We start from the raw sequence: 21748 nt of genomic DNA on the forward strand, positions 1-21748 counted from the left end.
TGATGCGCGGAGCAGGACGGAGAGAGTCCCGTCCCGGGAGTGCGGATGCTCCAGGATTTTTCCGGGTTTTTCCAGGAGGTGACAGTGAACAAGGTATATCCCAATGCGGCTGCCGCGCTGGAAGGCGTGGTGCAGGATGGTCAGCTCATCGCGGTGGGTGGGTTTGGCCTGTGCGGCATTCCAGAGGCGCTCATCGATGCGCTGCGCGACAGCGGCGTGCGCGATCTGACCGTGGCCTCGAACAATGCAGGCATTGACGGCGTGGGGCTGGGCAAGCTGCTCGAGACACGCCAGATCCGGAAGATGATCTCCAGCTATGTGGGAGAGAACAAGGAATTCGAGCGCCAGTACCTTGCCGGCGAGCTGGAGCTCGAATTCACTCCCCAGGGCACGCTGGCCGAAAAGCTGCGGGCTGGCGGGGCGGGCATTCCAGCCTTCTTCACCAAGACCGGCGTGGGCACCATCGTGGCAGAGGGCAAGGAGCTGCGCGAATTCCGGGGGGAAACCTATGTGATGGAGGAATCGCTCTTTCCGGATGTGTCGCTTGTGAAGGCCGATGTGGCCGACATGGCGGGCAACCTGCGCTTTCACCTGACCGCGCGCAACTTCAACCCTGCGGCTGCCACGGCGGGTCGCATCTGCATCGTGGAGGTCGAGCGGCTGGTGGCCACGGGCGAACTGGCGCCGGACGACATTCACCTGCCGGGCATTTATGTGCACCGCATCGTGGTCAACGCCCAACCCCAGAAGCTCATCGAAAAACGCACCATCCGCGACCGCAAGTAAGGAGACGCATCATGGCATGGACCCAGGATCAGATGGCCGCGCGTGCGGCCCAGGAACTGCAGGACGGTTTCTATGTGAATCTCGGCATCGGCATTCCCACGCTGGTCGCCAATCATGTGCCCGATCATGTCGAGGTGTGGCTGCAAAGCGAGAACGGCATGCTGGGCATAGGCCCCTTCCCGTATGACGACGAAGTCGATGCCGACCTCATCAATGCCGGCAAGCAGACGGTGACCACGCTCAAGGGCAGCAGCATCTTCGGCAGCGACCAGAGCTTTGCCATGATCCGGGGCGGCAAGATCAATCTCAGCATTCTGGGCGCCATGCAGGTGTCGGCCGAGGGCGATCTGGCCAACTGGATGATTCCGGGCAAGATGATCAAGGGCATGGGCGGCGCCATGGATCTGGTGGCCGGCGTTCCGCGCGTGATCGTGCTCATGGAGCATGTGGCCCGCAAGAAGGACGGCACCACCGACCTCAAGATCCTGCCGCAGTGCACCCTGCCGCTCACAGGGGTGAAGGTGGTCGACCGCATCATCACCGACCTGGGGGTGTTCGACGTCACTCCCGAAGGCCTGCGGGTGGCCGAGCTGGCCGATGGCGTGAGCTTTGACGAGGTGCAGGCCAAGACGGGCGTGACGCTGCTGCCGCAGGCCTGATACTGCCCCTCGACTGCCTTGCAGGGTGGCGACCGAAGATCGCGCCGGAGTCGCGGTCTTCTGGTCTGGCGCCGTGCGGATGCCACACTCCGTGTGCTGGAGAGGGCTTTCGGACGGTGTTTGTCTCCTTGAGTGGGCAATCGGCGAGACGCGAGGGCCCTGCATGCGCTAACATTGCAGGTTTTCCCATAATCCATCCTCTTTCACCCAACACAGGAGTCCCCACCATGGGCAACAAGATCGTTACCGAAGCCGACCGCAAAGCCACCAAGCCCCTGCCCGGCGCCCCCCGCATCAAGGCCAGCGGCGGCCAGCGTCTGAGCAAGGAGCGTGGCTCCCACATCCGCAGCAAGAAGAACCCCGGCAAGCGTGCCCATCAGGGCTGATGCACGGTTCTGCGCAATTGCTGCCCATAAAAAAACCGGCTCTGAGGCCGGTTTTTTTATGGGGATGGGGATCTGACAGGGCTGTGCGTGCAGGGGGTCAGGCGGCGAGGGTGATCTCTATGTTGTCGATCAGCCGGGTGGTGCCGAGCCAGGAGGCCACCAGCACCGCGAGCGCACGGTCTGCGGGGGTGGCCGGGCGCAGGTCGCGCTGGTTGGCGACCAGCAGGTAGTCGGTGCGCCAGCCATGCGCTGCCAGGCGATCGCGGGCCTGGGTGCACAGGGCTTCGTAGTCGCGGACGCCGGACGCTATGGCGGAGCGAATGGTCTGGAGCTCCTGCTGCAGGCGCGGTGCCTCGGCCCGCTCGGCGGCACCGAGATAGCCGTTGCGCGAGGAGAGTGCCAGCCCATCGGGAGCACGGGCGATTTCCTGTCCGAGGATGGTGATGGGCATGTTGAGCTGCTGCACCATGCCTTCGAGCACCTTGAGCTGCTGGTAGTCCTTCTTGCCGAAGACGGCAGTGTCGGGCTGCACAAGGTTGAAGAGCTTGGTCACCACTGTGGCTACGCCGCGAAAGTGCCCAGGCCTGAATTCGCCACAGAGGCGGTTCTGCAGCTCGGGCGGCTCGACGAAATACGTCTGTTCGCCATACGGGTACATGGTGTCCACCGAGGGGTGGAAAACGGCATGGACGCCGGCAGCCTGCAGCTTTTCACAATCGGCTTCGAAGGTGCGCGGGTATTTGTCGAGGTCTTCGTTGGGGCCGAACTGGATCGGGTTGACGAAGATGGAGGCGATGGTCTGGCCACCGAGCGGGGCTGTGTGGGCCAGGGCCGTGCGGCACAGGGTGATGTGGCCTTCGTGCAGGTTGCCCATGGTGGGGACCAGGGCCACATGCCCGGCAGTCTTGCGCCAGGCGCGCAGTTCGGCAATGGAAGTAAGGATCTGCATGGTGTTCAGGGGAAAGAGGGTGCAGGGAGCGCTGTGCCATCGCACAGCCTCTCTGGCGGGAATGGAAGGGATCCGGAGCGTTGCAGTGCGCCTGTGGCAGTTGCATGTGGCGCACGCACTGCCCCGCAGCTGCGCGGGCAGGGTGCAGACGCGGCAGCGCCGTGTTCAGTAGCTGTGCTCGGGGCCCGGGAAGGTGCCTGCACGGACCTGCTGGACGTAGTCGCCCACGGCCTGCTGGATGGTGCCTGCATCCTGCATGAAGTTCTTGACGAAGCGTGCCTTGCGACCCGGGTACACGTTGAGCATGTCGTGCAGCACCAGCACCTGGCCGTCGGTGGCGACTCCAGCGCCGATGCCGATGGTGGGGATGCCGATGCGGCGGGTGACTTCGGCCGCCAGGGTGGCCGGAACCATTTCGAGCACGAGCATCTGGGCACCGGCGTCGGCAATGGCCATGGCGTCCTGCATGAGCTGGGCTGCCTGCAGGTCTGTCTTGCCCTGCACCTTGTAGCCGCCGAGCGTGTGCACGGCCTGTGGGGTGAGGCCCAGATGGCCGCACACGGGGATGCCCCGCTCGACGAGAAAGCGCACGGTATCGGCCATGAAGCTGCCGCCTTCGAGCTTGACCATTTCGGCTCCGGCCTGCATGAGCTGGGCGGCGCTGGCAAAGGCCTGTTCGCGGCTTTGCTGATAGGAGCCGAAGGAGAGGTCGGTGAGCACCAGCGCATCTCCGGCTCCGCGTGCCACGCAGCGGGTGTGGTAGGCCATGTCTTCCAGGGTGACCGGCAGGGTCGAGGTCTGACCCTGCATGACCATGCCCAGTGAATCTCCCACCAGCAGGACGTCGACCTGGGCCTGTGCGAGCAGTGCGGCAAAGCTGCTGTCGTAGCAGGTGAGCATGGCAATCTTCTGCTGCTCGGCCTTCATCTTCTGCAGGGTGGATACCGTGACTTTCATCCGTTTCTCTCCTGTGCGTGCCTCTGGAAAGGGCGCTGCGTAACGACACGGGTCGCGCAGGCGTCCGTCGGTTCGTGAATCGATGGGCGGATTGTAGGCCAGAGGCGTCGCAGGGCGCGGTTCAGGGGGCTGTGGCGGGCGGCGGAGCGGATTCGGGGATCGGTGCCGGCAGGGGCGCGCGCATCAGCCAGGGGCTGTGGCTGAGCATGTGGATGCAGGAGTGCACGTAGCGGGGAGCACATTCGGCCATGTCGAAACTGCCGGGGTCGGCCAGCCACTGGTTGGCGATGCCGAAAAGCGTGCACATGAACAGGGTGCAGGCGGCATCGATGTCGAGCTCGGCCGGCAGGTAGTGGTGGCGCTGGCCGATGGCGAGGGCCGAGAGCAGCTGCTGGTGCCACAGGGACTTGTGGTGGCGCAGGATGCGGGTGATGGCCGCGTTGTCCGGGGTTTCCTCGCACTGCAGGTGCAGCACGGTGTAGAAGCGGCGGGCATCCGGATCCTGCGCCAGACGCAGCTGGAAGTTGATGCACAGCTGGAGGAATTCAGGCCAGGCCTGCGGGTTGCCGTGGTCCATGGCGCGGCTCATGTCTTCCTGCATCACGGCAAAGTGCCGCTGGCAGAGCGCCTCGAAAAGGTCTTCCTTGTTGCGGAAGTGCCAGTAGACGGCGCCTCGGCTCAGTCCGGCCGTGCGGGCGATTTCTTCGAGCGAGGCCCGGGCCACCCCGCGCTGATGGAACACCACTGTGGCAGCGTCGAGCAGGGCATGGCGGGTCTGGAGGGCTTCTTCTCGGGTGCGTTTCACGGGTTGGGCTGTGAAGGAAAGAAAGGAGAACGGGAGGACAAGCGCTGCGAAGGGGGCAACCGGAGCATGGGGGGCGATGGGAGCGAGGCGGCTGCGGCAGCGTGCCGACGAACACAATACCCTTGCAGTCCACAAGGGTGATGCATTTTATACATACAATCACGAATGTATATAGCGCAGTCATGCAGCGCAGCATTCGCTGTGCAGGGGAAGCGGCATCGTCTGTCGGCAGGGGCACACGGAGCTTGCGATTGGTAACAACTGGCCCTGCAACCTCTTGTGTGCATCTGCAAACCAGCCTTCAAGATGTATGCCTGTGCATGTGACATAGCCTCGTGCAGCGGCAGGGGGTGGTGGTGCAATGGGGTGTGGCGTGTCGTGTGGCTGCGCTTTTTCAGACATTCCGATGGGAGAGATTTCATGACCAGGTTTTCTTCGGCGGCGCGCCCGGTGCGCACGCTTGCGCTGCTCGCGGCAGCGTCCATGGCGCTCACGCTGGCTGCCTGCGGCAACAAGGGCGATGCGGCGGGAGCAGGGGGGGCCCAGGGGGCCAAGGCCATGGCTCCTGTGGTGGGGGTGCTGACCGTGCAGCCCGGGACGGTGGTCATCACCACCGAGCTGCCCGGCCGGCTGGAAGCCAACAAGGTGGCGCAGGTGCGTGCCCGTACGGCCGGGGTGGTGCTGCGTCGGCTGTACCGCGAAGGCAGCGATGTGAAGGAGGGGGTCTCCCTCTTCCAGATCGACAACGCACCCCAGCAGGCGGCGCTGCAGAGCGCGCGGGCCTCGCTGGCCAAGGCGCAGGCCAGTCTGGCACAGGCCAGCGACACGGCACGCCGCTACAAGCCGCTGGTGGAGGCCAATGCCATCAGCAAGCAGGAATACGTGACGGCCCAGGCCAACGAACGTGCGGCCCGGGCCGACGTGCTGTCGGGGCAGGCGGCCGTGCGCACGGCACAGATCAATCTGGGGTACAGCTATGTGCGGGCGCCCATCAGCGGCCGCATCGGCAAGGCCCAGGTGACCGAGGGCGCGCTGGTGGGGCAGACCGATTCGACGCTGCTGGCCACCATCCAGCAGCTGGACCCCATGGTGGTCAACTTCACCCAGAGCGCCAGCGACCTGATGAAGCTGCGCAAGTCGCTTGCTTCCGGATCGGCCGAGTCGGCCGGAGGCAATCCGCCCGTGAAGGTGGTGCTCGACGATGGCAGCATCTACGGCACGCCTGGGCGGCTGCTGTTCACCGATGCCACGGTGGACCCCACCACCGGACAGGTCAATCTCAAGGCCGAGATTCCCAATCCGCAGCACGTGCTGCTGCCGGGACTGTACGTGCGCGTGCAGGTGGAGCTGGCACGCATCGAGCATGCCGTGCTGATTCCGCAGCAGGCTGTCACGCGCGGGACCACGGGCGATACCGTCATGGTGGTGAATGCCGACGGCAGCTTTGCGCCGCGTCCGGTGACCGTTGCACAGGCCCAGGGCAACAGCTGGGTCGTGACGGGCGGGCTCAAGGCGGGTGACAAGGTCATTGTCGACGGCATGTCGGTGGTGCAGATGATGCGCGCCAAGAAGGTCACGCCCCAGCCCTGGCAGCCGCCCAAGCAGGCCGCCAGTGCGCCCGTGGCCGCTCCGGCTCCTGCTGCCGCAGCGTCTGCCGGCGGCGTGAAGGGGGCGGCCTCCACGGTGCCCGCTGCCTCGAAGTAACGGAGCCTGTCCATGTCCAGATTCTTCATTGACCGCCCCATCTTTGCCTGGGTGGTGGCGCTGTTCATCATCATTGCGGGGCTGGTGTCCATCACCAAGCTGCCCATCAGCCAGTATCCGCAGGTGGCGCCGCCCACCATCAACGTGCAGGCCACCTATGCAGGGGCCGATGCACAGACCATCGACGACAGTGTGCTGTCGGTCATCGAACGCGAGATGAACGGCATCGACGGGCTCGACTACATGCAGTCCACCTCGCTGTCGAACGGCACCGGCACGCTCACGCTGACCTTCACGCCCGAAACCAACAAGGACATCGCGCAGGTGATGGTGCAGAACCGGCTGGCGCGGGTGGAATCCCGTCTGCCGAGTGCGGTGCGCCAGGTGGGGGTGCAGGTGTCGCAGGCCCGCTCCAACTTCCTGATGTTCGTCATGCTGTATTCGGACGATCCGAACACCGACGTGGCCGACATCAACGACTACGTGGCACGCAACGTGCTGCCCGAGCTGCAGCGGCTCGATGGCGTGGGCGGTGCGACGCAGTTCGGTGCCGAACGGGCCATGCGCATCTGGCTCGATGCCTCCAAGCTGCAGAGCTACAACCTGACGCCGGCCGACGTGAGCGCGGCCATCACGGCGCAGAACGTGCAGGTGTCTTCGGGCAGTCTGGGCGATCTGCCCAATCAGTCCGGACAGACCATGACGGCCACCATTGTGGTGCCCGGCCAGCTCAAGACGGTGGAGCAGTTCGGCAACATCGTGCTGCGTGCCGACACGAGCGGGGCCACCGTGCGCCTGCACGATGTGGCGCGGGTGGAGCTGGGGTCGCAGACCTACGCCACTTCCGCACGGCTCAACGGCAAGCCTGCGGTCGGTATCGGGGTGCAGCTCTCCACTGCCGGCAACGCCCTGGCGGTGGCCAAGGCCGTCAAGGCCAAGATGGCACAGCTGCAGCCGTACTTCCCGGCCCATGTGAGCTGGAAGGTGCCGTATGACAGCTCGACCTTCGTCAGCATTTCCATCGAGAAGGTGGTGCACACCCTCATCGAGGCGGTGGTGCTGGTGTTCCTGGTGATGTTCCTGTTCCTGCAGAACATCCGCTATACGCTGATTCCTACCATCGTGGTGCCTATTGCCCTGCTGGGAGCCTTTGCGGTCATGCTGCCGCTGGGCATGTCGATCAACGTGCTGTCCATGTTCGCCATGGTGCTGGTGATCGGCATTGTGGTCGATGACGCCATCGTGGTGGTGGAGAACGTCGAGCGCATCATGGCCGAGGAAAAGCTCCCGCCCCTGCAGGCGGCCCGCAAGGCCATGGGGCAGATTTCGGGCGCGGTGGTCGGCATCACCGTGGTGCTGATCTCGGTGTTCATCCCCATGGCCTTCTTCTCGGGGTCTACGGGCAACATCTATCGCCAGTTCTCGGTGGTGATGGCCGTGTCGATCTTCTTCTCGGCTTTCCTGGCGCTGTCGCTCACGCCGGCGCTGTGCGGCACGCTGCTCAAGCCCATCGAGGGCGACCCGCATGACAAGAAGGGATTCCTGGGGGGCTTCTTCAACGGTTTCAACCGCCGGTTCACCAGTGCCACCCACACCTACGAGGGCTGGGTGGGCCGCCTGCTGCGCCGTGGAGGACGCATGGCCGTGATCTACGTCGCGCTGGCGGCGGTGGCCGTGTTCGTGATGCTGCGGCTGCAGAGCTCCTTCCTGCCCAGCGAGGACCAGGGCAACCTGCTCGTGACCGTGCAGCTGCCTCCCGAGGCGACCAAGGAGCGCACCATCCATACGCTGGAGCAGATCGAGCAGTTCACGCTGCATCAGCGCGAGGTGCAGGATATGGTGACCGTGTCGGGCTTCAGCTTCTCCGGGCAGGGGCAGAACATGGGGCTGGGCTTCATCACGCTCAAGCCCTGGGCAGACCGCGAGGCCAAGGGCTCGGATGCCAACTCCCTGGCCGGGCGCATCACCGGCGCGATGATGCAGCAGGTGCGCGACGGCTTCGTCTTTGCGCTCTCGCCGCCATCCATCCCTGAACTGGGTACCAGCTCCGGCTTCAGCTTCCGGCTGCAGGACCGTGCAGGCAAGGGTCATGCGGCACTGCTCGCGGCCCGCAATCAGCTGCTGGGCATGGCCTCGCAGAACAAGGCCATCACCGGTGTGCGTCCCGACGGCATGGAAGATGCCCCCCAGCTCAAGCTGGACATCGACCGCGACGCCGCCAGCGCCCAGGGGGTGAGCTTCGGCAGCATCGCCGCTGTGCTGTCCACCGCACTCGGCTCGACCTACGTCAACGACTTCCCCAATCAGGGCCGTCTGCAGCGCGTGATCGTGCAGGCCGACGCCAAGGACCGCATGCAGCCCGAAGACCTGATGCGCCTCACGGTCAACAACACCCAGGGCGTGGCCATTCCGCTGTCCACGTTCATGAAGGCCAGCTGGGTCACCGGCCCGATGCAGACCGTGCGCTACAACGGCTATCCCGCCATGTCCATCACTGGCAATGCCGCCCCGGGCTACAGCACGGGCGACGCCATGAAGGCCATGGAACAGATGGCAGCCAAGCTGCCCGACGGCTTCGGCTTCGAGTGGACCGGCCTGTCCAAGGAAGAAAAGCAGGCGGGCAACCAGTCCGGCATCCTGTATTCGTTCTCGATTCTGGCTGTGTTCCTGTGTCTGGCTGCGCTGTACGAGAGCTGGTCCATTCCCGTGGCCGTGATGCTGGTCGTGCCGCTGGGCTTCCTGGGGGTGGTGCTCGGCACCTGGGGACGCGGCATGGCCAACGACGTGTACTTCCAGGTCGGTCTCATCACCGTGATCGGGCTGTCGGCCAAGAACGCCATTCTGATCGTGGAATTCGCCAAGGACTTGCAGGCTTCGGGCAAGAGCGCACTCGAATCGGCGCTGGCTGCTGCGCATCTGCGCTTCCGCCCGATTCTCATGACCTCGCTGGCCTTCATTCTGGGCGTGGTGCCGCTGTACTTCGCCTTCGGTGCCAGCTCGGCGAGCCAGCGTGCCATCGGGACCAGCGTGCTCTGGGGCATGCTGATCGGCACCTCGTTTGCCGTGTTCTTCGTGCCGCTGTTCTATGCGGCGGTGCGCACGCTCTTCCCGCCCACTGCGCATGAATCCAACATGTACGCCGAGCATGCCGCCCATGCCGGGGTCAATGCCGCCAGTGCGGACCGCTATCTTGCCGAGGCCGAATCCGGACTTTCCGAGGAGGACCGCAGCGCCCTGCATCGTGGTGCAGGCACCTCCCCCAGTCCAGACCAGGGCTCTGCTCCAAAGGGAGACACCCATCATGACTGACATTCGATTCCCCGCGCGCACGCTGTTCGCTCTGGCTGCAGCCAGCACGGCGCTGGCCGGCTGCTCGCTCGCTCCCACCTATGAGCGCCCGGCCAGCCCGGTGCCGGCGAGCTGGCAGCACGCTCCTGCCAACGACACCCGCCTGCCTGCTGCCGCCGACATCGGCTGGCAGCAGTACTTTGCCGATCCGCGCCTGCGCGAGCTCATTCGCCTCGCACTCGACAACAACCGCGATCTGAGCGTGGCCGCGCTCAACATCGAGGCCGCCCGTGCCCAGTACGGCGTGCAGCGTGCCGACCTGCTGCCCTCGGTCAATGCCGGCGGCAGCGCCACGCGCTCGCGCACGTCGGCTGCGGCCACCAGCACCGGACAGCCTGTCACGGGCGATGTCTACACGGCCAACGTGGGCTTCTCGGCCTTCGAGCTGGACTTCTTCGGCCGCGTGCGCAGCCTCACCGCAGCTGCGCTGCAGACCTACCTGGGCACCCGCGAGGCCCGCGACAGTGCCCAGATCAGCCTCATCGCCTCTGTGGCCACCGCCTACGTCACGCAGCTGGCGGCGCAGGAGTCCATGGACATTGCCCGCAAGACCCTGACCTCGCGCGAGAAGGACTACCGCCTCACCAAGCTGCGCTTCAATGCCGGAGTCATCTCGGCCGTGGACCTCCGGCAGGACGAGACCCAGATCGAGGCTGCCCAGTCCGACTACGCCGCCCAGACCCGCCTGCGCGAGCAGGCCCACAACGCGCTGGTTCTGCTCGTCGGCCAGCCTCTGCCGGCCCATCTGCCCGCTGGACTGCCGCTGGGCAAGCAGGTGGCCATCAGTCGGCTGCCTGCGGGGCTCTCGTCGGACGTGCTGCTGCGCCGCCCCGACATCCGCGAGGCCGAAGCCACCCTCAAGGCCGCCAACGCCAACATCGGTGCTGCGCGGGCCGCCTTCTTCCCGAGCATCAGCCTCACCGGCAGCTATGGCAGCCTGAGCTCGTCGTTCCACAACCTCTTCAGTGGCCCCGACATGGCCTGGAGCTTCGGCCCCAGCATCAGCCTGCCCCTGTTCAACTTCGGACGCAATCAGGCCAACCTCGATCTGGCCAAGGCCCGCAAGAACATCGCCGTGGCCAGCTACGAGAAATCCATCCAGTCCGCCTTCCGTGAAGTGGCCGATGACCTCATCGCGCAGCAGACTCTGGCCGACCAGCTCGCCTCGCAGCAGCGCAGCTTCGACGCCCAGTCGGAACGCCTGCGGCTGGTGCAGATGCGCTACGACAACGGCATTGCCAGCTCCCTCGACCTGCTCGATGCCCAGCGTTCGAGCTATTCCAGCGAGCTCAGCCTCGTCCAGACTCGCCAGCTCCTGCTCAACAACCAGATCGACCTCTACAAGGTGCTGGGAGGCGGGCTCGTGGATGTCACACCGGCCGCAGCCACCCAGCCGCGCGGCTGAGGGAGGTAAAGGCGCAAGCCCCCTTGAGCGGGAATGCCCGCTCGGGCAGTGCGGAAGCTGCATCCAGCTCTCGTCTGCCCCGGCGGGCATTCTTTTGTCCCCTGCTGGGAAATGCACGCAGTTTCCCGGCGCGCGAAGGCTGCCCCATGGCCCCGCAAAGGCACACACCATCGCCACCACGGTCACCACCGCTTTCACTGCCTTGACACATCTCCCATGCAACATTAGGCTTGAATCACACTGAAAGGGGTGGGCATGTTTTCTCTGAGCGGACAGAAGGCGCTGGTTGTCGGCGTGGCAAACGAACATTCGATCGCCTGGGGCTGTGCCCAGGCCCTGCGTGCGCAGGGAGCCGAGGTGGCCATCACCTGGCTCAACGACAAGGCCCGTCCCTATGTCGAACCGCTGGCCACCCAGCTGCAGGCCCCGATCGTCGGCCCGCTCGATGTGACCCAGCCCGGCCAGATGGAAGCCTTCTTCGACCGCATCACCCACACCTGGGGACGGCTCGATACCCTCGTGCACTCCATCGCCTTCGCTCCCCGGCAGGACCTGCACGGCCGCATCGTCGACTGCTCGTCCGAAGGCTTTGCACAGGCCATGGACATCTCCGTGCACTCCTTCCTGCGCATGATCCGGCTGGCCGAGCCGCTGATGCCCGAGGGCGGGACCTGTCTGTCCGTCTCGTTTTTCGGCTCTTCGCGCGTGGTGCGGCACTACAACATCATGGGGCCCGTCAAGGCGGCGCTCGAAAGCTCCGTGCGCTACGCTGCCGCCGAGCTGGGCGAAAAGGGCATCCGTGTCCACGCCCTCTCGCCCGGACCGCTCTCCACCCGTGCAGCCAGCGGCATCGACCACTTCGATGAACTCCTTGCCGCCGCCACCGAGCGCGCTCCCACCCACCAGCTCGCCACCATTCAGGACGTAGGTGCCGTCGCCGCATTCCTCGCCAGCAACGCCGCCCGCAACCTCACCGGCGGCGTGCACGACATCGATGGTGGGTTCTCCATCACGGCGTGACTCGGGGCAGAAGGCTGCTGCGTCCCACCTGGGGTAAGGCAAGGCGCTCTTCGCACAACATGCTCCTCTCTCGATTCTTCGTGCCATGGAAGTTTCCAACTTTCTGCAGCACGTGAAATCGGGGCAGGGGCGATCGGCTGTGGCTGCGCAGTGGAGTGGGCGGACGGACGGGCAGGGGAGGGGAGGGGAGGGGAGGGGAGGCTCGGTATAATCGGGCCCGTCATGGGGGAGTAGCCTCTCCGGGCACTGCGTGTGCAGCGCGGTGCCGTGTGGTCTGTGTCAACATGCTTGTCCCGCAGGACATGGCACAGACGGTGCATTCCTGGCAAGACCTTTGACCATTCCGCTTCCGTCCGGCCGGGCAGAGGCGGACATGGTCATGCGTCCTTGTCATGCCCGGCCGTCATTTTTCCCCTGTACACATGGAAGCATTTCTCGTCTCGACCGGTGTGGTCGCTCTCGCGGAGATGGGCGACAAGACCCAGCTTCTGGCCTTCATTCTGGCCGCACGCTTCAAGAAACCCCTCCCCATCATTGCCGGCATTCTGGCGGCGACCCTGGTCAATCATGGTCTGGCCGGGGCGCTGGGCGCCTGGATCACGTCGACTCTGCAGCCGGGCGTGCTGCGCTGGGTGCTGGGGGTGTCGTTCATCGCCATGGCGGTGTGGACGCTGATTCCCGACAAGATCGAGGAAGAGGAGGGGCAGGTGGCCCGTCGCCTAGGGGTGTTCGGGGCCACGGCAGTGAGCTTCTTTCTGGCCGAGATGGGCGACAAGACCCAGATTGCCACGGTGGCGATGGCGGCGCATTACGCCCATCCGCTGTGGGTGGTGGCGGGGACGACCTGCGGCATGCTGATTGCCGATGTGCCTGCTGTGTTCGTGGGCGACCGGCTGGCCAAGCGCATTCCGATGCGGCTGGTGCACGGGGTGGCTGCGGCGATCTTTGCTGTGCTGGGGGTGGCGACGCTGCTGGGTGCCGGGGCTTCGCTGGGGCTGTGAGGCGCCAGCTGGCGCAGGGCCCTGCCGTGATGCGGCGGGGCGTTCTGCACCCGGGCAGGGAAGGGGCTCGCTGCGAGCCCGTCCGTCAGGGTGTGGGCAGCTGGTCGAGCCAGGCGCCCAGGGCCTGTGCGGCCTGGCGGGCCAGTGTCGGGCCGTGCGTGGCGCTGTCGGCGCGCAGGGTCGGGAGGTCGATGCCAGCCTGGGAGAGCTCACAGGCGTGCCCGATGAACCAGCGTTCCAGCCGTGCGGGATCGGCCTCGGGGTGGCACTGGAAGGCCAGGGCATGGCGGCCCCACTGGAAGGCCTGGTTGCTGCACAGGTCGGTGGAGGCCAGGCACTGGGCGCCTTCGGGCAGATCGAAGGTGTCGCCGTGCCAGTGCAGCATGGAGGTAAGGGTGCCATCGAGCGGGGCCAGCACGGAGGCTGCGCCTTCGGTGGTGAGCTGCAGGGGCTTCCAGCCGATTTCCTTGGCGGGGCCGGGGTAGACGCGCGCGCCGAGCGCACGGGCCATGAGCTGTGCACCGAGGCAGATGCCCAGCGTGGGGCGATCGGCCTGCAGGCGGGTGCGCAGCAGGTGCAGTTCGTCGTCGAGGAAGGGGTAGAGGGCTTCCTCGTAGGCGCCGATGGGCCCGCCGAGCACGATGAGTAGATCGGGCGCGAGAGCATCCAGACGAGAGAGGGCGTCGACGCCTGCATCGAGATACTGCACGGTGTAGCCGCGGGCGTGCAGCAGGGGGGCGAGGGTTCCCAGATCCTCGAAGGCAACGTGGCGGATGGCGATGGCGTGTTTCATGGCAGGGCAGCAGGACGGCAGAACAGGAGACGAGGGCCGTTCCGTCAGGCGCAGACCCTCAACGAGACAAAGCCTGCATGATGCATCAGTTCGCGCAGCACGATGAGATAGGCGATGAATTCGGGCCGCTCCGGAATGCCCAGACGGGCGGCAGGCATGCCGCCGAGCACATCGGCCAGGCGGTTGAAGACCTCTTCCACGGCGTCGATGGAGAGGGTGAGGGGCAGGGGCTGCGCGGGCTGTCCGGCCGCAGCGGCTGCTTCGGCCAGGTGGCGGGCTTCGGCATCGTGTGTGCGGAGCAGCCCGGTGCGGGGCCAGCCCGCGATGCGCGGCATGAGGATGTCCTCGACTTCGGCAATGCAGGCCTCGACTTCACCTGCCGTGGGCAGGGGGGCATGGCGCATCTGCTGCTGCAGGGCGGTGAGGCCCAGAGGCAGGCGTGCCACCACGGACGGGGTGGTGGCATCAGCGGCAGAGGCGTTGGTGAAATCGAGGGTGGTGCTGTCGGGGCCGATGTGCAGGAGAGCGGACATGGGACGGGCGGGGCGCGAGAAGAAAGGATTTCGACTGTAGCACCGCCGTCTGCGGCACGGGGGCGGCTCAGATGCCGGCGCCGGCGTCCACGAATTCGGTCACGCGCGTGGGACGCAGCCAGACCCGGGTGCCGCTGGACAGGGGCAGCTGGTGCTCCAGGGCCTGATGCTCGCTGCGGGTGAGCTGCACGTCGATGAGGCTGTGGTCGTCGTCGCGGATGAACTCCATGTAGGTATAGGGGCCGACGATCTGGGTCTGCTTCCACTGGGCCGGAATGGCGTCCATGGGCACGGGGGCTCCGGCAGGGATGGGCAGCACCTGGATCTGGTGCGGGCGCACATAGGTGGGGGTGGCGCTGCCCTGCGGATGGAGGCGGTTGACGTCGCCCAGAAACTCGATGACGAAAGGCGTGGCCGGGTGCTCGTACACCTCGTTGGGCGTGCCGACCTGTTCGACATGGCCGGCACTCATGACGACGACGCGGTCGGCCACTTCCAGTGCCTCTTCCTGATCGTGGGTGACGAACACGGTGGTGACGCCCATGTCGTGGTGGATCTGGCGCAGCCAGCGGCGCAGGTCCTTGCGCACCTTGGCGTCGAGGGCGCCGAAGGGCTCGTCGAGCAGCAGCACCTTGGGACGCGTGGCCAGGGCCCGTGCGAGGGCCACGCGCTGGCGCTGGCCGCCCGAGAGCTGGGCCGGGTAGCGCTTGCCCAGGCCGGGCAGCTGCACCTTGTCGAGCAGATGGGCCACGCGCGCATCGATCTCGGCCCGCGAGGGGCGACGCGATGCCGGCAGCACCGAGAGGCCGAAGGCGATGTTTTCCGCCACCGTCATGTGGCCGAACAGGGCGTAGTGCTGGAACACGAAGCCGATGTTGCGGTCGCGCACGTCGGTGCGGGTGATGTCGGTGTCGTCGAACAGGATGGCACCTGCATCGGGCTGCTCCAGTCCGGCGATCATGCGCAGCAGCGAGGTCTTGCCCGAGCCGGAGGGGCCGAGCAGGGCGACGAGCTCGCCGTCGCCGATGCGCAGGTTGATGTGGTCGCACACGACGGTGGGGCCGAAGGATTTCTGAAGGTCCTGGAGGGTGATCTGCATGGCAAGACTTGGAAGAAAGTGCGGGCGTGGAAGAGGTCAGGCGGCCGTGCGGGCTGCGATGCGGCGTTCGGCGAGGTACTTGAGCACCAGGGTCACCAGGGCGAGCAGGGCCAGCAGCGAGGACATGGCAAAGGCGGCGGCGAACTGGTATTCGTTGTAGCTCACCTCGATGTGCAGCGGCATGGTGTTGGTCTGTCCCCGGATGTGTCCCGAGACCACCGACACCGCGCCGAACTCGCCCATGGCGCGGGCGTTGCTGAGCACGAGCCCGTAGAACAGCGCCCACTGGATGTTGGGCAGGGTGACGCGGCGGAAAATCTGCCAGCCGCTGGCTCCCAGCACGCGGGCGGCTTCCTCCTCCTGGCTGCCCTGTGCTTCCATGAGCGGAATCAGCTCCCGCGCCACGAACGGGAAGGTGATGAACACCGTGGCGATGACGATGCCCGGCACCGCGAAGATGACCTGCACCCCGTGCGCCTCCAGCCAGCTGCCGAGCCAGCCGTTGGCTCCGTACACCAGCACGAGCGCCAGGCCGGCGATCACCGGCGACACCGAAAACGGCAGATCGATGAGCGTGACGAGCAGGCTCTTGCCCCGGAAGTCGAACTTGGTGACGGCCCAGGCTGCCGCCAGCCCGAAGGCGGCATTGAGCGGCAGCGAGATGACTGCCGCAAGCAGCGTGAGGCGAATGGCCGAGAGCGCATCGGGGTCGGTGATGGCGGCCCAGTAGGCGCGCAGCCCTTCGCGGAAGGCTTCGACAAAGATGCTGATGAGCGGCACCAGCAGGAACAGCGACAGGAACACCAGCACAAAGCCGATGAGCGTGGCGCGCAGCCAGACCGGTTCAGTGGTCACGGGAGCTGCGGCCGGTGGGGAGGGGGAGACGGATGCGTGGGACATGGAGAACTCGCAAGGGGGCAAAACGCAGAAGGCGCGCGACGGATGCCGGTCAGGCAGAGCGCCGCTTGCGCTGCCACGCCTGCAGCAGGTTGATGGCGAGCAGCATGATGAAGGCGGCGAGCAGCATCACCACGGCAATGGCCGAGGCGCCTGCGGCGTCCTGCTGCTCGACCTTGGCGATGATGAGCAGGGAGGTGATTTCCGTCTTGAAGGGGATGTTGCCTGCAATGAAGATCACCGAGCCGTATTCCCCCAGCGCACGTGCAAAGGCAAGGGCAAATCCCGTGAGCAGGGCCGGGGTGAGCGTGGGCAGCAGCACACGGCGGAAGGTCTGCCAGCGCGAGGCACCCAGCATGGCAGCCGCCTCTTCCTGCTCGCGGTGCAGGTCCTGCAGCACCGGCTGCACTGTGCGCACGACAAAGGGCAGACCGATGAAGGTCAGTGCCAGCATCACGCCCAGCGGGGTGTAGGCGACCTGGAACGGCAGCCAGCGGCCGATCCAGCCGTTGGGCGCGTACAGCCCCGTGAGGGCAACACCTGCCACGGCCGTGGGCAGGGCAAAGGGCAGATCGACCATGGCGTCGACGAAACGGCGGCCCGGAAAGCGGTAGCGTTCCACCACCCATGCCACCAGCAGGCCCATGGCGGTATTGAGCAGCGCCGCCACCAGCGAGGCGCCAAACGTGAGCCGGTAGGAGGCCACCACCTGCGCGCCCGTGGCGATGGAGACGAAACGCTCCCAGCCCAGCTGCGACGAGGTGGCGAACACGGCGGCCAACGGCAGCAGCACGATCAGGCCCATGTACAGCAGGGCCACACCGAGCGACAGATGGAAGCCGGGCAGCACGCTGCGGTGGCGCAGCAGAAGAGGGGGGCGGCTGGACATGATCGGCAATCGGGGTGGAAGGGAAAAGAGGCGGAACAGCACGGCGACCGGAACCCCGGTCACCTGGCAGCAGGCGGAATGGGAAAAAGGCCCCTGTGCGTCGGCTCTGCAGAACGGCAGCGAGCAGGGCGGGCCATGGAAGAAGGCGGGCGGCAGCCGGAAATCAGTCAGGGTTCCCGGCTGCCGGCGCCAGTACCTGGCTTACTTGCCGGCGCGCTTGGCCATGGCCTGGTCGTAGGTGCCGCCGTCCTTGAAGTGCTCGGCCTGGGCCTTGCTCCAGCCGCCGAACAGCTCGTCGACGGTGAAGGTCTGCTGGGCCGGGAAGTCCTGCGCATGGCGGGCCAGCACCTGCGGGTCACGTGGGCGCATGTGGAACTTGGCGGCAATTTCCTGTCCCTCGGGCGACCACAGGAAGTTGAGGTAATCGGTGGCGGCCTTGCGGGTGCCCTTCTTGTCGACCACGGTGTTGACGATGGCCACGGGGTTCTCGGCCAGGATGGTCCACTTGGGGTAGACGATCTGGAACTTGTCGCCGAATTCCTTGCGGATGAGCGGCACCTCGCTCTCGAAGGTCACGAGCGCGTCGCCCATGTTGCGCTGGGCAAAGGAGGTGGTGGCAGCACGGCCGCCCCCGTCGAGCACCGGCACCTGGGTGAACACGCGGGTGCTCAGGTCGCGGGCCTGGTCGGGCGTCTGGCCGGACTTGAGGGCCGAGCCCCAGATGGCCAGCCAGGTGTAGCGGCCATTGCCCGAGGTCTTGGGGTTGGGGATGATGGCCTGCACGTCGGGACGTGCCAGATCGGCCCAGTCGTGGATGGACTTGGGGTTGCCCTTGCGCACCAGGATCACGGAGATCGAGGTGGTGGGGGAGGCGTGGTTGGGGAACTTGCTGGCCCAGTCCTTGTCCACCAGACCCTTGCCGGCGAGGAAGTCGATGTCGCTCGCCTGGTTCATGGTGACCACATCGGCCTGCAGGCCTTCTGCCACGCTGCGCACCTGCTTGCTGCTGCCGCCATGCGACTGCTGGATCGACACCTTGTCGCCGTTGCGGGCAGCGGCGGCGACATAGGCCGTGTCGATGTCCTTGTAGAACTCGCGCGAGACGTCGTAGCTCACGTTGAGGAGCTTGGCCTCGGGCTTGGAGGAGGAGCAGCCCTGCAGCACCAGTCCGCCGCCCAGGGGGATCAGCACGGCGGCCCCGGTGGCCAGCAGCAGGCTGCGGCGGGACGTGGGGGAGGAGGCGGAGAAGGAGGTGCGGCGGGTCATGGTTTTTCCTGTTCTGGCTGCGCCGGGGAGAGGCCCCTCGGCGTCATGGATCGGGGCATGATAAGTCGCCGCACAAAGCAGGAAAACGAATATATTGTTGTTTGTTTATATGGTCGAATGCATATAGTGGCGACAGGCCGGTGCTCCGGCTGCTGCTGTGCCTCTGCACGAAGGGTGGCGCCCGGTGGTACGGCCCGGGAGGACGCCGGGTCCCGGGCCAGTTCATGCGCACCTGTGCCTATGGCTGCGTCTGTGCCTGTGTCTGGCCGAGCGTCAGCACCACGGGGGTGTGGTCGCTTGGGCGCTCGTTGGAGCGGGGCTGGCGGTCGATGGCACAGGCGGTGGCCTGCGCCACGAGCGGCTGGCTGATGAGGATGTGGTCGATGCGCATGCCGCGGTTGCGCCGGAAGGCCATGTTGCGGTAATCCCACCACGAGTAGGCCTTGGGCGGCTGCGGGAACAGGCGCAGGCTGTCCACCAGCCCCAGGTCGATGAGGCCCTGCAGGTGGGTGCGCTCCTCGGTGGTGCAGTGGATGGTCTCGCGCAGGCCCTCCGGGTCCCACACGTCGAGGTCGTCGAACGTGATGTTGAAGTCGCCCATGAGCACCAGCCGCGGAGTCTTGACCAGCTCCTCGCGCAGCCAGGTCCGCAGGGCGTCGAGCCAGCGCATCTTGTAGGCGAACTTGTCGCTGCCCGGCACCTGCCCGTTCGGAAAGTAGGCGCCCACCACGCGCATGGGTTCGCCGTCGGGCGCGGCATAGGTGGCGCTCAGCACCCGGGCCATGTCACAGTCCATGCCCGGAATGTTGCGCACCACGTCCTGCCCCGGCTGGCGCGAGATGAGCGCCACGCCGTTGTAGGTGCGCTGCCCGAACCACGCCGCCTGCCAGCCCGCCTCGGCAAAGGCGTCGACCGGAAACTTGTCGTCCGTGAGCTTGGTTTCCTGCAGGGCGAGCACGTGCACGTCCGGATGGGCGGCGAGCCAGTCGAGCACCTGCGGCAGGCGCACGGACAGGGAGTTGACATTCCAGGTGGCGAGTTGCATGGGGATCTCCGAAGGAGCAACAAATGCGGGTCAGACGTGCAGCATGGCGAGGGCACCCAGGCACAGCCCGGCAGCCCCCATGGCGAACATGGCGTATTCGAGCCACCTGCGGCGGGTCAGCAGCGCGATGGCGGCCAGTGCAATGGCCACCTGCAGCACGGTGGTGGCCTGGGCCCAGCGATGGTGCAGGTGCATCTGCTCCTCGCTGCGGGCTTCCCAGGTGGCGGATTCCTTTTCCAGCGCCTCGGCCTGATGCTGGATGGCGGTCTTTTCGGCCGCGTAGCGGTCGATGCGGGACTGGAAGCCCGCCTTGCGGTCGTTGGGCGAGAGGTCCCGCGTCATTTCGACCAGCGCCTGCTTGGTGCTCTTGGACTGGTAGTAGCCCCACTGGTCGGCCGCCTCGGTCTTGCGGATGGCTGCGTTGTTCTTGTAGATGCCGGCCTTGGCCTGGGTGTCGCCGCCCATGTAGGAGAACAGGGCGCCCACGGTGGCGATTACGGCCGTGAACAACGCGATCTGGTTGGTCAGGCGGGCGCCTCCGTGCCCGTCGGACGGAGCACCATGGGCGGCACTGCCGTGCTCGATGGCATGTTCGAGTTCGTGGTCATGGGGACCGTGGACGTGAAAGGAGTCGCTGGACATGGGAAAGAGCTCGGGTGTAAGGGAAGAACGGATGGATGCCGGCACAGGGCAGGAATGGAACGGGCAGCGGAAGTGCTCCCCCGTATCTGCGGCCCTGCACCGGCACAGCGCCGTCAGGGCTGGCGGCGGTAGGTGACAAAGGCAAAGGGCAGCCCGGTGGTGCTCACGTGGGAGACGCGGGAGACTTCATGCCATTCGGGGCCCCAGGTCGGGGCGTGGGCATCGCCCTCGAAGTCGGCGTCGATCTCGGTCACCACGGCCTCCTGGGCCAGCGGGGTGGCCTGCCGGTAGATGTCTGCGCCGCCGATGATCCAGACCACCGGGGCCGGAGCGCAGGCCGCAAGGGCGGATGGGAGATCATGCGCCACGAGAGCGCCGGGCGCCTGCCAGTCGGTCTGCCGGGTGACGACCACGTTGGTGCGACCGGGCAGGGGGCGGAAGCGGGGCGGCAGGCTGTCCCAGGTCTTGCGGCCCATCAGGACCGGCGCGCCCAGCGTGGTCTGGCGGAAGTGGGCCAGATCCTCCGGCAGGTGCCAGGGCATGGTGCCCTCGCGGCCGATGATGCCGTTGCGGGCGCGGGCGAGGATCAGGTGGACGCGGGGAAGGGGAGAGCAGGCCATGGGCGCAGATTGTAGGCGCAGTGCGTGCGGGCAGCAGGCGCGTCAGGCAAGGTTCGGCGCCTCGCGAGCAGCGTAGCCGTGCACCACGGCAGCACTGCAGAAAATGATGCACCGGTAACGACTGGATACGAACCCGGGCCCTGCGGATGCAGGCCCTGCCGGCAAATGCGCATAATGCCGGGAGGTTCCCGGTGTCTGTGCCGGGAGCAGCGGGCGGGGGGCGATCTGTCTTTCCGCCGGCTGGCTTTCCGATGGCGACGGCATTCTCGATCAGGGTGACGGGACGCATGCAGGGACCTGCACCCAGCCGTGGTGCCCTCCCGTGGGACGGGCACGCGGCTGATCTCCGAATTTTTTGCATTTTCCGATGATGAACACTGTTGAACGTGCAGGCCGTGCCCTGCTGATGGCTGCCCTGGGAGTGGCCAGCGTGGCGGCTTCGGCCCAGGCTGTGACCTTCTCCAAGCCCGAGGAAGCGGTGAACTACCGCAAGGGCGCCTTCGAGGTCATGGAACGCCACTTCTCCCACCTGAGCAACATGGCGCTGGGCCGCATTCCCTTCAACAAGCAGCAGGCCGTGTTCGATGCCTCCACGGTGCGCCTGCTCTCGCTCCTGCCGTATCAGGCCTTCGTGCCCGGTACCGAGCATGTGGCCAACACCCATGCCAACGATCTGGTGTGGTCGGCCACCCCCCGTTTCCAGGGCGAGGCCCGGGACTTCCAGGCCAAGGCGGCACGCCTGCCTGCCCTTGCCCGTTCGGGTGACATCGCTGCCCTCAAGAAGGCCGTGGCCGATACCGGCGCCAGCTGCCGCAAGTGCCACGACAGCTTCCGCGAACGCGGCTGAGGCCATTCCGCCAGGATGCTGCCGCGCGCTGCGGCGGCGATCCACCGCCGTCCGACGCTCCACTCACAGGCCTGTGCCTGGCGGGGCGTTTTTCTTT

General features: G+C 66.3%; 21 protein-coding genes and 1 riboswitch. Of the genes, 9 read left to right on the top strand and 12 right to left on the bottom strand.

Features of this window, described 5'->3' with window-relative positions:
- Positions 1 to 84: 84 nt before the first annotated feature.
- The 3 genes from ACP2WS_RS06680 (at position 85) to ACP2WS_RS06690 (ending at position 1831) form a co-directional block, all read left to right on the top strand.
- Positions 85 to 786, top strand: coding sequence for a CoA transferase subunit A (locus tag ACP2WS_RS06680; protein ID WP_426460093.1), 702 nt, complete (start codon positions 85 to 87; stop codon positions 784 to 786).
- Positions 787 to 797: 11 nt separating this feature from the next.
- Positions 798 to 1445: a CoA transferase subunit B gene (locus tag ACP2WS_RS06685; RefSeq protein ID WP_426460095.1), complete on the top strand. Its 648-nt coding sequence runs from the start codon at positions 798 to 800 to the stop codon at positions 1443 to 1445.
- Positions 1446 to 1672: 227 nt separating this feature from the next.
- Positions 1673 to 1831 (top strand): hypothetical protein, encoded by a 159-nt coding sequence (locus ACP2WS_RS06690; protein ID WP_426460097.1) that lies wholly within the window; start codon positions 1673 to 1675, stop codon positions 1829 to 1831.
- Between the two features lie 97 nt (positions 1832 to 1928).
- Here the strand turns inward: ACP2WS_RS06690 and panC are convergent, their stop codons facing one another.
- The 3 genes from panC to ACP2WS_RS06705 form a co-directional block, all read right to left on the bottom strand.
- On the bottom strand, positions 1929 to 2780 hold the full coding sequence (gene panC, locus ACP2WS_RS06695; protein WP_426460099.1) for a pantoate--beta-alanine ligase: 852 nt from the start codon (positions 2778 to 2780) through the stop codon (positions 1929 to 1931).
- A 165-nt stretch (positions 2781 to 2945) separates the two neighbouring features.
- Positions 2946 to 3737 carry a 3-methyl-2-oxobutanoate hydroxymethyltransferase gene (gene panB / locus ACP2WS_RS06700; RefSeq protein ID WP_426460101.1) on the bottom strand — a complete coding sequence of 264 codons (792 nt, stop codon included), beginning with the start codon at positions 3735 to 3737 and terminating at the stop codon, positions 2946 to 2948.
- A 121-nt stretch (positions 3738 to 3858) separates the two neighbouring features.
- Positions 3859 to 4542: a TetR family transcriptional regulator gene (locus tag ACP2WS_RS06705; RefSeq protein WP_426460103.1), complete on the bottom strand. Its 684-nt coding sequence runs from the start codon at positions 4540 to 4542 to the stop codon at positions 3859 to 3861.
- 420 nt (positions 4543 to 4962) lie between these two features.
- Between ACP2WS_RS06705 and ACP2WS_RS06710 the strand changes: the two genes are divergently transcribed.
- From ACP2WS_RS06710 to ACP2WS_RS06730, 5 genes are all read left to right on the top strand, one after another.
- Entirely contained in the window at positions 4963 to 6246 is a 1284-nt protein-coding gene (locus ACP2WS_RS06710) for an efflux RND transporter periplasmic adaptor subunit (RefSeq protein ID WP_426460105.1), read from the top strand.
- A 12-nt stretch (positions 6247 to 6258) separates the two neighbouring features.
- The gene (locus ACP2WS_RS06715) at positions 6259 to 9555 is read left to right on the top strand and encodes an efflux RND transporter permease subunit (protein WP_426460106.1); all 3297 of its coding nucleotides are present in this window, start codon (positions 6259 to 6261) and stop codon (positions 9553 to 9555) included.
- The gene (locus ACP2WS_RS06720) at positions 9548 to 10999 is read left to right on the top strand and encodes an efflux transporter outer membrane subunit (RefSeq protein WP_426460107.1); all 1452 of its coding nucleotides are present in this window, start codon (positions 9548 to 9550) and stop codon (positions 10997 to 10999) included. Before ACP2WS_RS06715 ends, ACP2WS_RS06720 begins: the two co-directional genes overlap by 8 nt.
- A gap of 255 nt (positions 11000 to 11254) precedes the next feature.
- The gene (gene fabI / locus ACP2WS_RS06725) at positions 11255 to 12019 is read left to right on the top strand and encodes an enoyl-ACP reductase FabI (protein WP_426460108.1); all 765 of its coding nucleotides are present in this window, start codon (positions 11255 to 11257) and stop codon (positions 12017 to 12019) included.
- A gap of 211 nt (positions 12020 to 12230) precedes the next feature.
- Positions 12231 to 12431: riboswitch (yybP-ykoY riboswitch) on the top strand.
- A gap of 10 nt (positions 12432 to 12441) precedes the next feature.
- Positions 12442 to 13020 carry a TMEM165/GDT1 family protein gene (locus ACP2WS_RS06730; RefSeq protein ID WP_374492919.1) on the top strand — a complete coding sequence of 193 codons (579 nt, stop codon included), beginning with the start codon at positions 12442 to 12444 and terminating at the stop codon, positions 13018 to 13020.
- 85 nt (positions 13021 to 13105) lie between these two features.
- Here ACP2WS_RS06730 and ACP2WS_RS06735 read toward each other — a convergent pair whose 3' ends face one another.
- The 9 genes from ACP2WS_RS06735 to ACP2WS_RS06775 all read right to left on the bottom strand — a co-directional run bounded on the left by ACP2WS_RS06735 (position 13106) and on the right by ACP2WS_RS06775 (position 20804).
- The gene (locus ACP2WS_RS06735; RefSeq protein ID WP_426460110.1) at positions 13106 to 13813 is read right to left on the bottom strand and encodes a glutamine amidotransferase; all 708 of its coding nucleotides are present in this window, start codon (positions 13811 to 13813) and stop codon (positions 13106 to 13108) included.
- A 44-nt stretch (positions 13814 to 13857) separates the two neighbouring features.
- The gene (locus ACP2WS_RS06740) at positions 13858 to 14346 is read right to left on the bottom strand and encodes a hypothetical protein (protein WP_426460111.1); all 489 of its coding nucleotides are present in this window, start codon (positions 14344 to 14346) and stop codon (positions 13858 to 13860) included.
- 67 nt (positions 14347 to 14413) lie between these two features.
- Positions 14414 to 15445: a sulfate/molybdate ABC transporter ATP-binding protein gene (locus tag ACP2WS_RS06745; RefSeq protein ID WP_374492912.1), complete on the bottom strand. Its 1032-nt coding sequence runs from the start codon at positions 15443 to 15445 to the stop codon at positions 14414 to 14416.
- Between the two features lie 36 nt (positions 15446 to 15481).
- Positions 15482 to 16345, bottom strand: coding sequence for a sulfate ABC transporter permease subunit CysW (gene cysW, locus ACP2WS_RS06750; RefSeq protein WP_426460112.1), 864 nt, complete (start codon positions 16343 to 16345; stop codon positions 15482 to 15484).
- A gap of 49 nt (positions 16346 to 16394) precedes the next feature.
- Positions 16395 to 17231 carry a sulfate ABC transporter permease subunit CysT gene (gene cysT / locus ACP2WS_RS06755; protein WP_426460113.1) on the bottom strand — a complete coding sequence of 279 codons (837 nt, stop codon included), beginning with the start codon at positions 17229 to 17231 and terminating at the stop codon, positions 16395 to 16397.
- 201 nt (positions 17232 to 17432) lie between these two features.
- Positions 17433 to 18497: a sulfate ABC transporter substrate-binding protein gene (locus ACP2WS_RS06760; RefSeq protein ID WP_426460114.1), complete on the bottom strand. Its 1065-nt coding sequence runs from the start codon at positions 18495 to 18497 to the stop codon at positions 17433 to 17435.
- 238 nt (positions 18498 to 18735) lie between these two features.
- Positions 18736 to 19542 (bottom strand): exodeoxyribonuclease III, encoded by an 807-nt coding sequence (gene xth, locus ACP2WS_RS06765; protein ID WP_426460115.1) that lies wholly within the window; start codon positions 19540 to 19542, stop codon positions 18736 to 18738.
- Between the two features lie 30 nt (positions 19543 to 19572).
- Positions 19573 to 20184: a DUF4337 domain-containing protein gene (locus ACP2WS_RS06770; RefSeq protein WP_426460117.1), complete on the bottom strand. Its 612-nt coding sequence runs from the start codon at positions 20182 to 20184 to the stop codon at positions 19573 to 19575.
- 113 nt (positions 20185 to 20297) lie between these two features.
- On the bottom strand, positions 20298 to 20804 hold the full coding sequence (locus ACP2WS_RS06775) for a dihydrofolate reductase (RefSeq protein WP_426460118.1): 507 nt from the start codon (positions 20802 to 20804) through the stop codon (positions 20298 to 20300).
- A 367-nt stretch (positions 20805 to 21171) separates the two neighbouring features.
- Between ACP2WS_RS06775 and ACP2WS_RS06780 the strand changes: the two genes are divergently transcribed.
- Positions 21172 to 21651 (top strand): c-type cytochrome, encoded by a 480-nt coding sequence (locus ACP2WS_RS06780; RefSeq protein ID WP_426460119.1) that lies wholly within the window; start codon positions 21172 to 21174, stop codon positions 21649 to 21651.
- The last annotated feature ends 97 nt before the right edge of the window (positions 21652 to 21748 follow it).

The sequence above is a fragment of the Brachymonas moutaii (nom. illeg.) genome, assembly GCF_049977365.1.
Classification (GTDB): domain Bacteria; phylum Pseudomonadota; class Gammaproteobacteria; order Burkholderiales; family Burkholderiaceae_C; genus Brachymonas.

Coding starts and splice junctions, on each gene's coding strand:
- ACP2WS_RS06685 (WP_426460095.1), top strand. CDS start 798: ATGGCATGGACCCAGGATCAGATGGCCGCGCGTGCGGCCCAGGAACTG.
- ACP2WS_RS06690 (WP_426460097.1), top strand. CDS start 1,673: ATGGGCAACAAGATCGTTACCGAAGCCGACCGCAAAGCCACCAAGCCC.
- panC (WP_426460099.1), bottom strand. CDS start 2,780: ATGCAGATCCTTACTTCCATTGCCGAACTGCGCGCCTGGCGCAAGACT.
- panB (WP_426460101.1), bottom strand. CDS start 3,737: ATGAAAGTCACGGTATCCACCCTGCAGAAGATGAAGGCCGAGCAGCAG.
- ACP2WS_RS06710 (WP_426460105.1), top strand. CDS start 4,963: ATGACCAGGTTTTCTTCGGCGGCGCGCCCGGTGCGCACGCTTGCGCTG.
- ACP2WS_RS06715 (WP_426460106.1), top strand. CDS start 6,259: ATGTCCAGATTCTTCATTGACCGCCCCATCTTTGCCTGGGTGGTGGCG.
- ACP2WS_RS06720 (WP_426460107.1), top strand. CDS start 9,548: ATGACTGACATTCGATTCCCCGCGCGCACGCTGTTCGCTCTGGCTGCA.
- fabI (WP_426460108.1), top strand. CDS start 11,255: ATGTTTTCTCTGAGCGGACAGAAGGCGCTGGTTGTCGGCGTGGCAAAC.
- ACP2WS_RS06730 (WP_374492919.1), top strand. CDS start 12,442: ATGGAAGCATTTCTCGTCTCGACCGGTGTGGTCGCTCTCGCGGAGATG.
- ACP2WS_RS06735 (WP_426460110.1), bottom strand. CDS start 13,813: ATGAAACACGCCATCGCCATCCGCCACGTTGCCTTCGAGGATCTGGGA.
- ACP2WS_RS06740 (WP_426460111.1), bottom strand. CDS start 14,346: ATGTCCGCTCTCCTGCACATCGGCCCCGACAGCACCACCCTCGATTTC.
- ACP2WS_RS06745 (WP_374492912.1), bottom strand. CDS start 15,445: ATGCAGATCACCCTCCAGGACCTTCAGAAATCCTTCGGCCCCACCGTC.
- cysW (WP_426460112.1), bottom strand. CDS start 16,345: ATGTCCCACGCATCCGTCTCCCCCTCCCCACCGGCCGCAGCTCCCGTG.
- cysT (WP_426460113.1), bottom strand. CDS start 17,231: ATGTCCAGCCGCCCCCCTCTTCTGCTGCGCCACCGCAGCGTGCTGCCC.
- ACP2WS_RS06760 (WP_426460114.1), bottom strand. CDS start 18,497: ATGACCCGCCGCACCTCCTTCTCCGCCTCCTCCCCCACGTCCCGCCGC.
- xth (WP_426460115.1), bottom strand. CDS start 19,542: ATGCAACTCGCCACCTGGAATGTCAACTCCCTGTCCGTGCGCCTGCCG.
- ACP2WS_RS06770 (WP_426460117.1), bottom strand. CDS start 20,184: ATGTCCAGCGACTCCTTTCACGTCCACGGTCCCCATGACCACGAACTC.
- ACP2WS_RS06775 (WP_426460118.1), bottom strand. CDS start 20,804: ATGGCCTGCTCTCCCCTTCCCCGCGTCCACCTGATCCTCGCCCGCGCC.
- ACP2WS_RS06780 (WP_426460119.1), top strand. CDS start 21,172: ATGATGAACACTGTTGAACGTGCAGGCCGTGCCCTGCTGATGGCTGCC.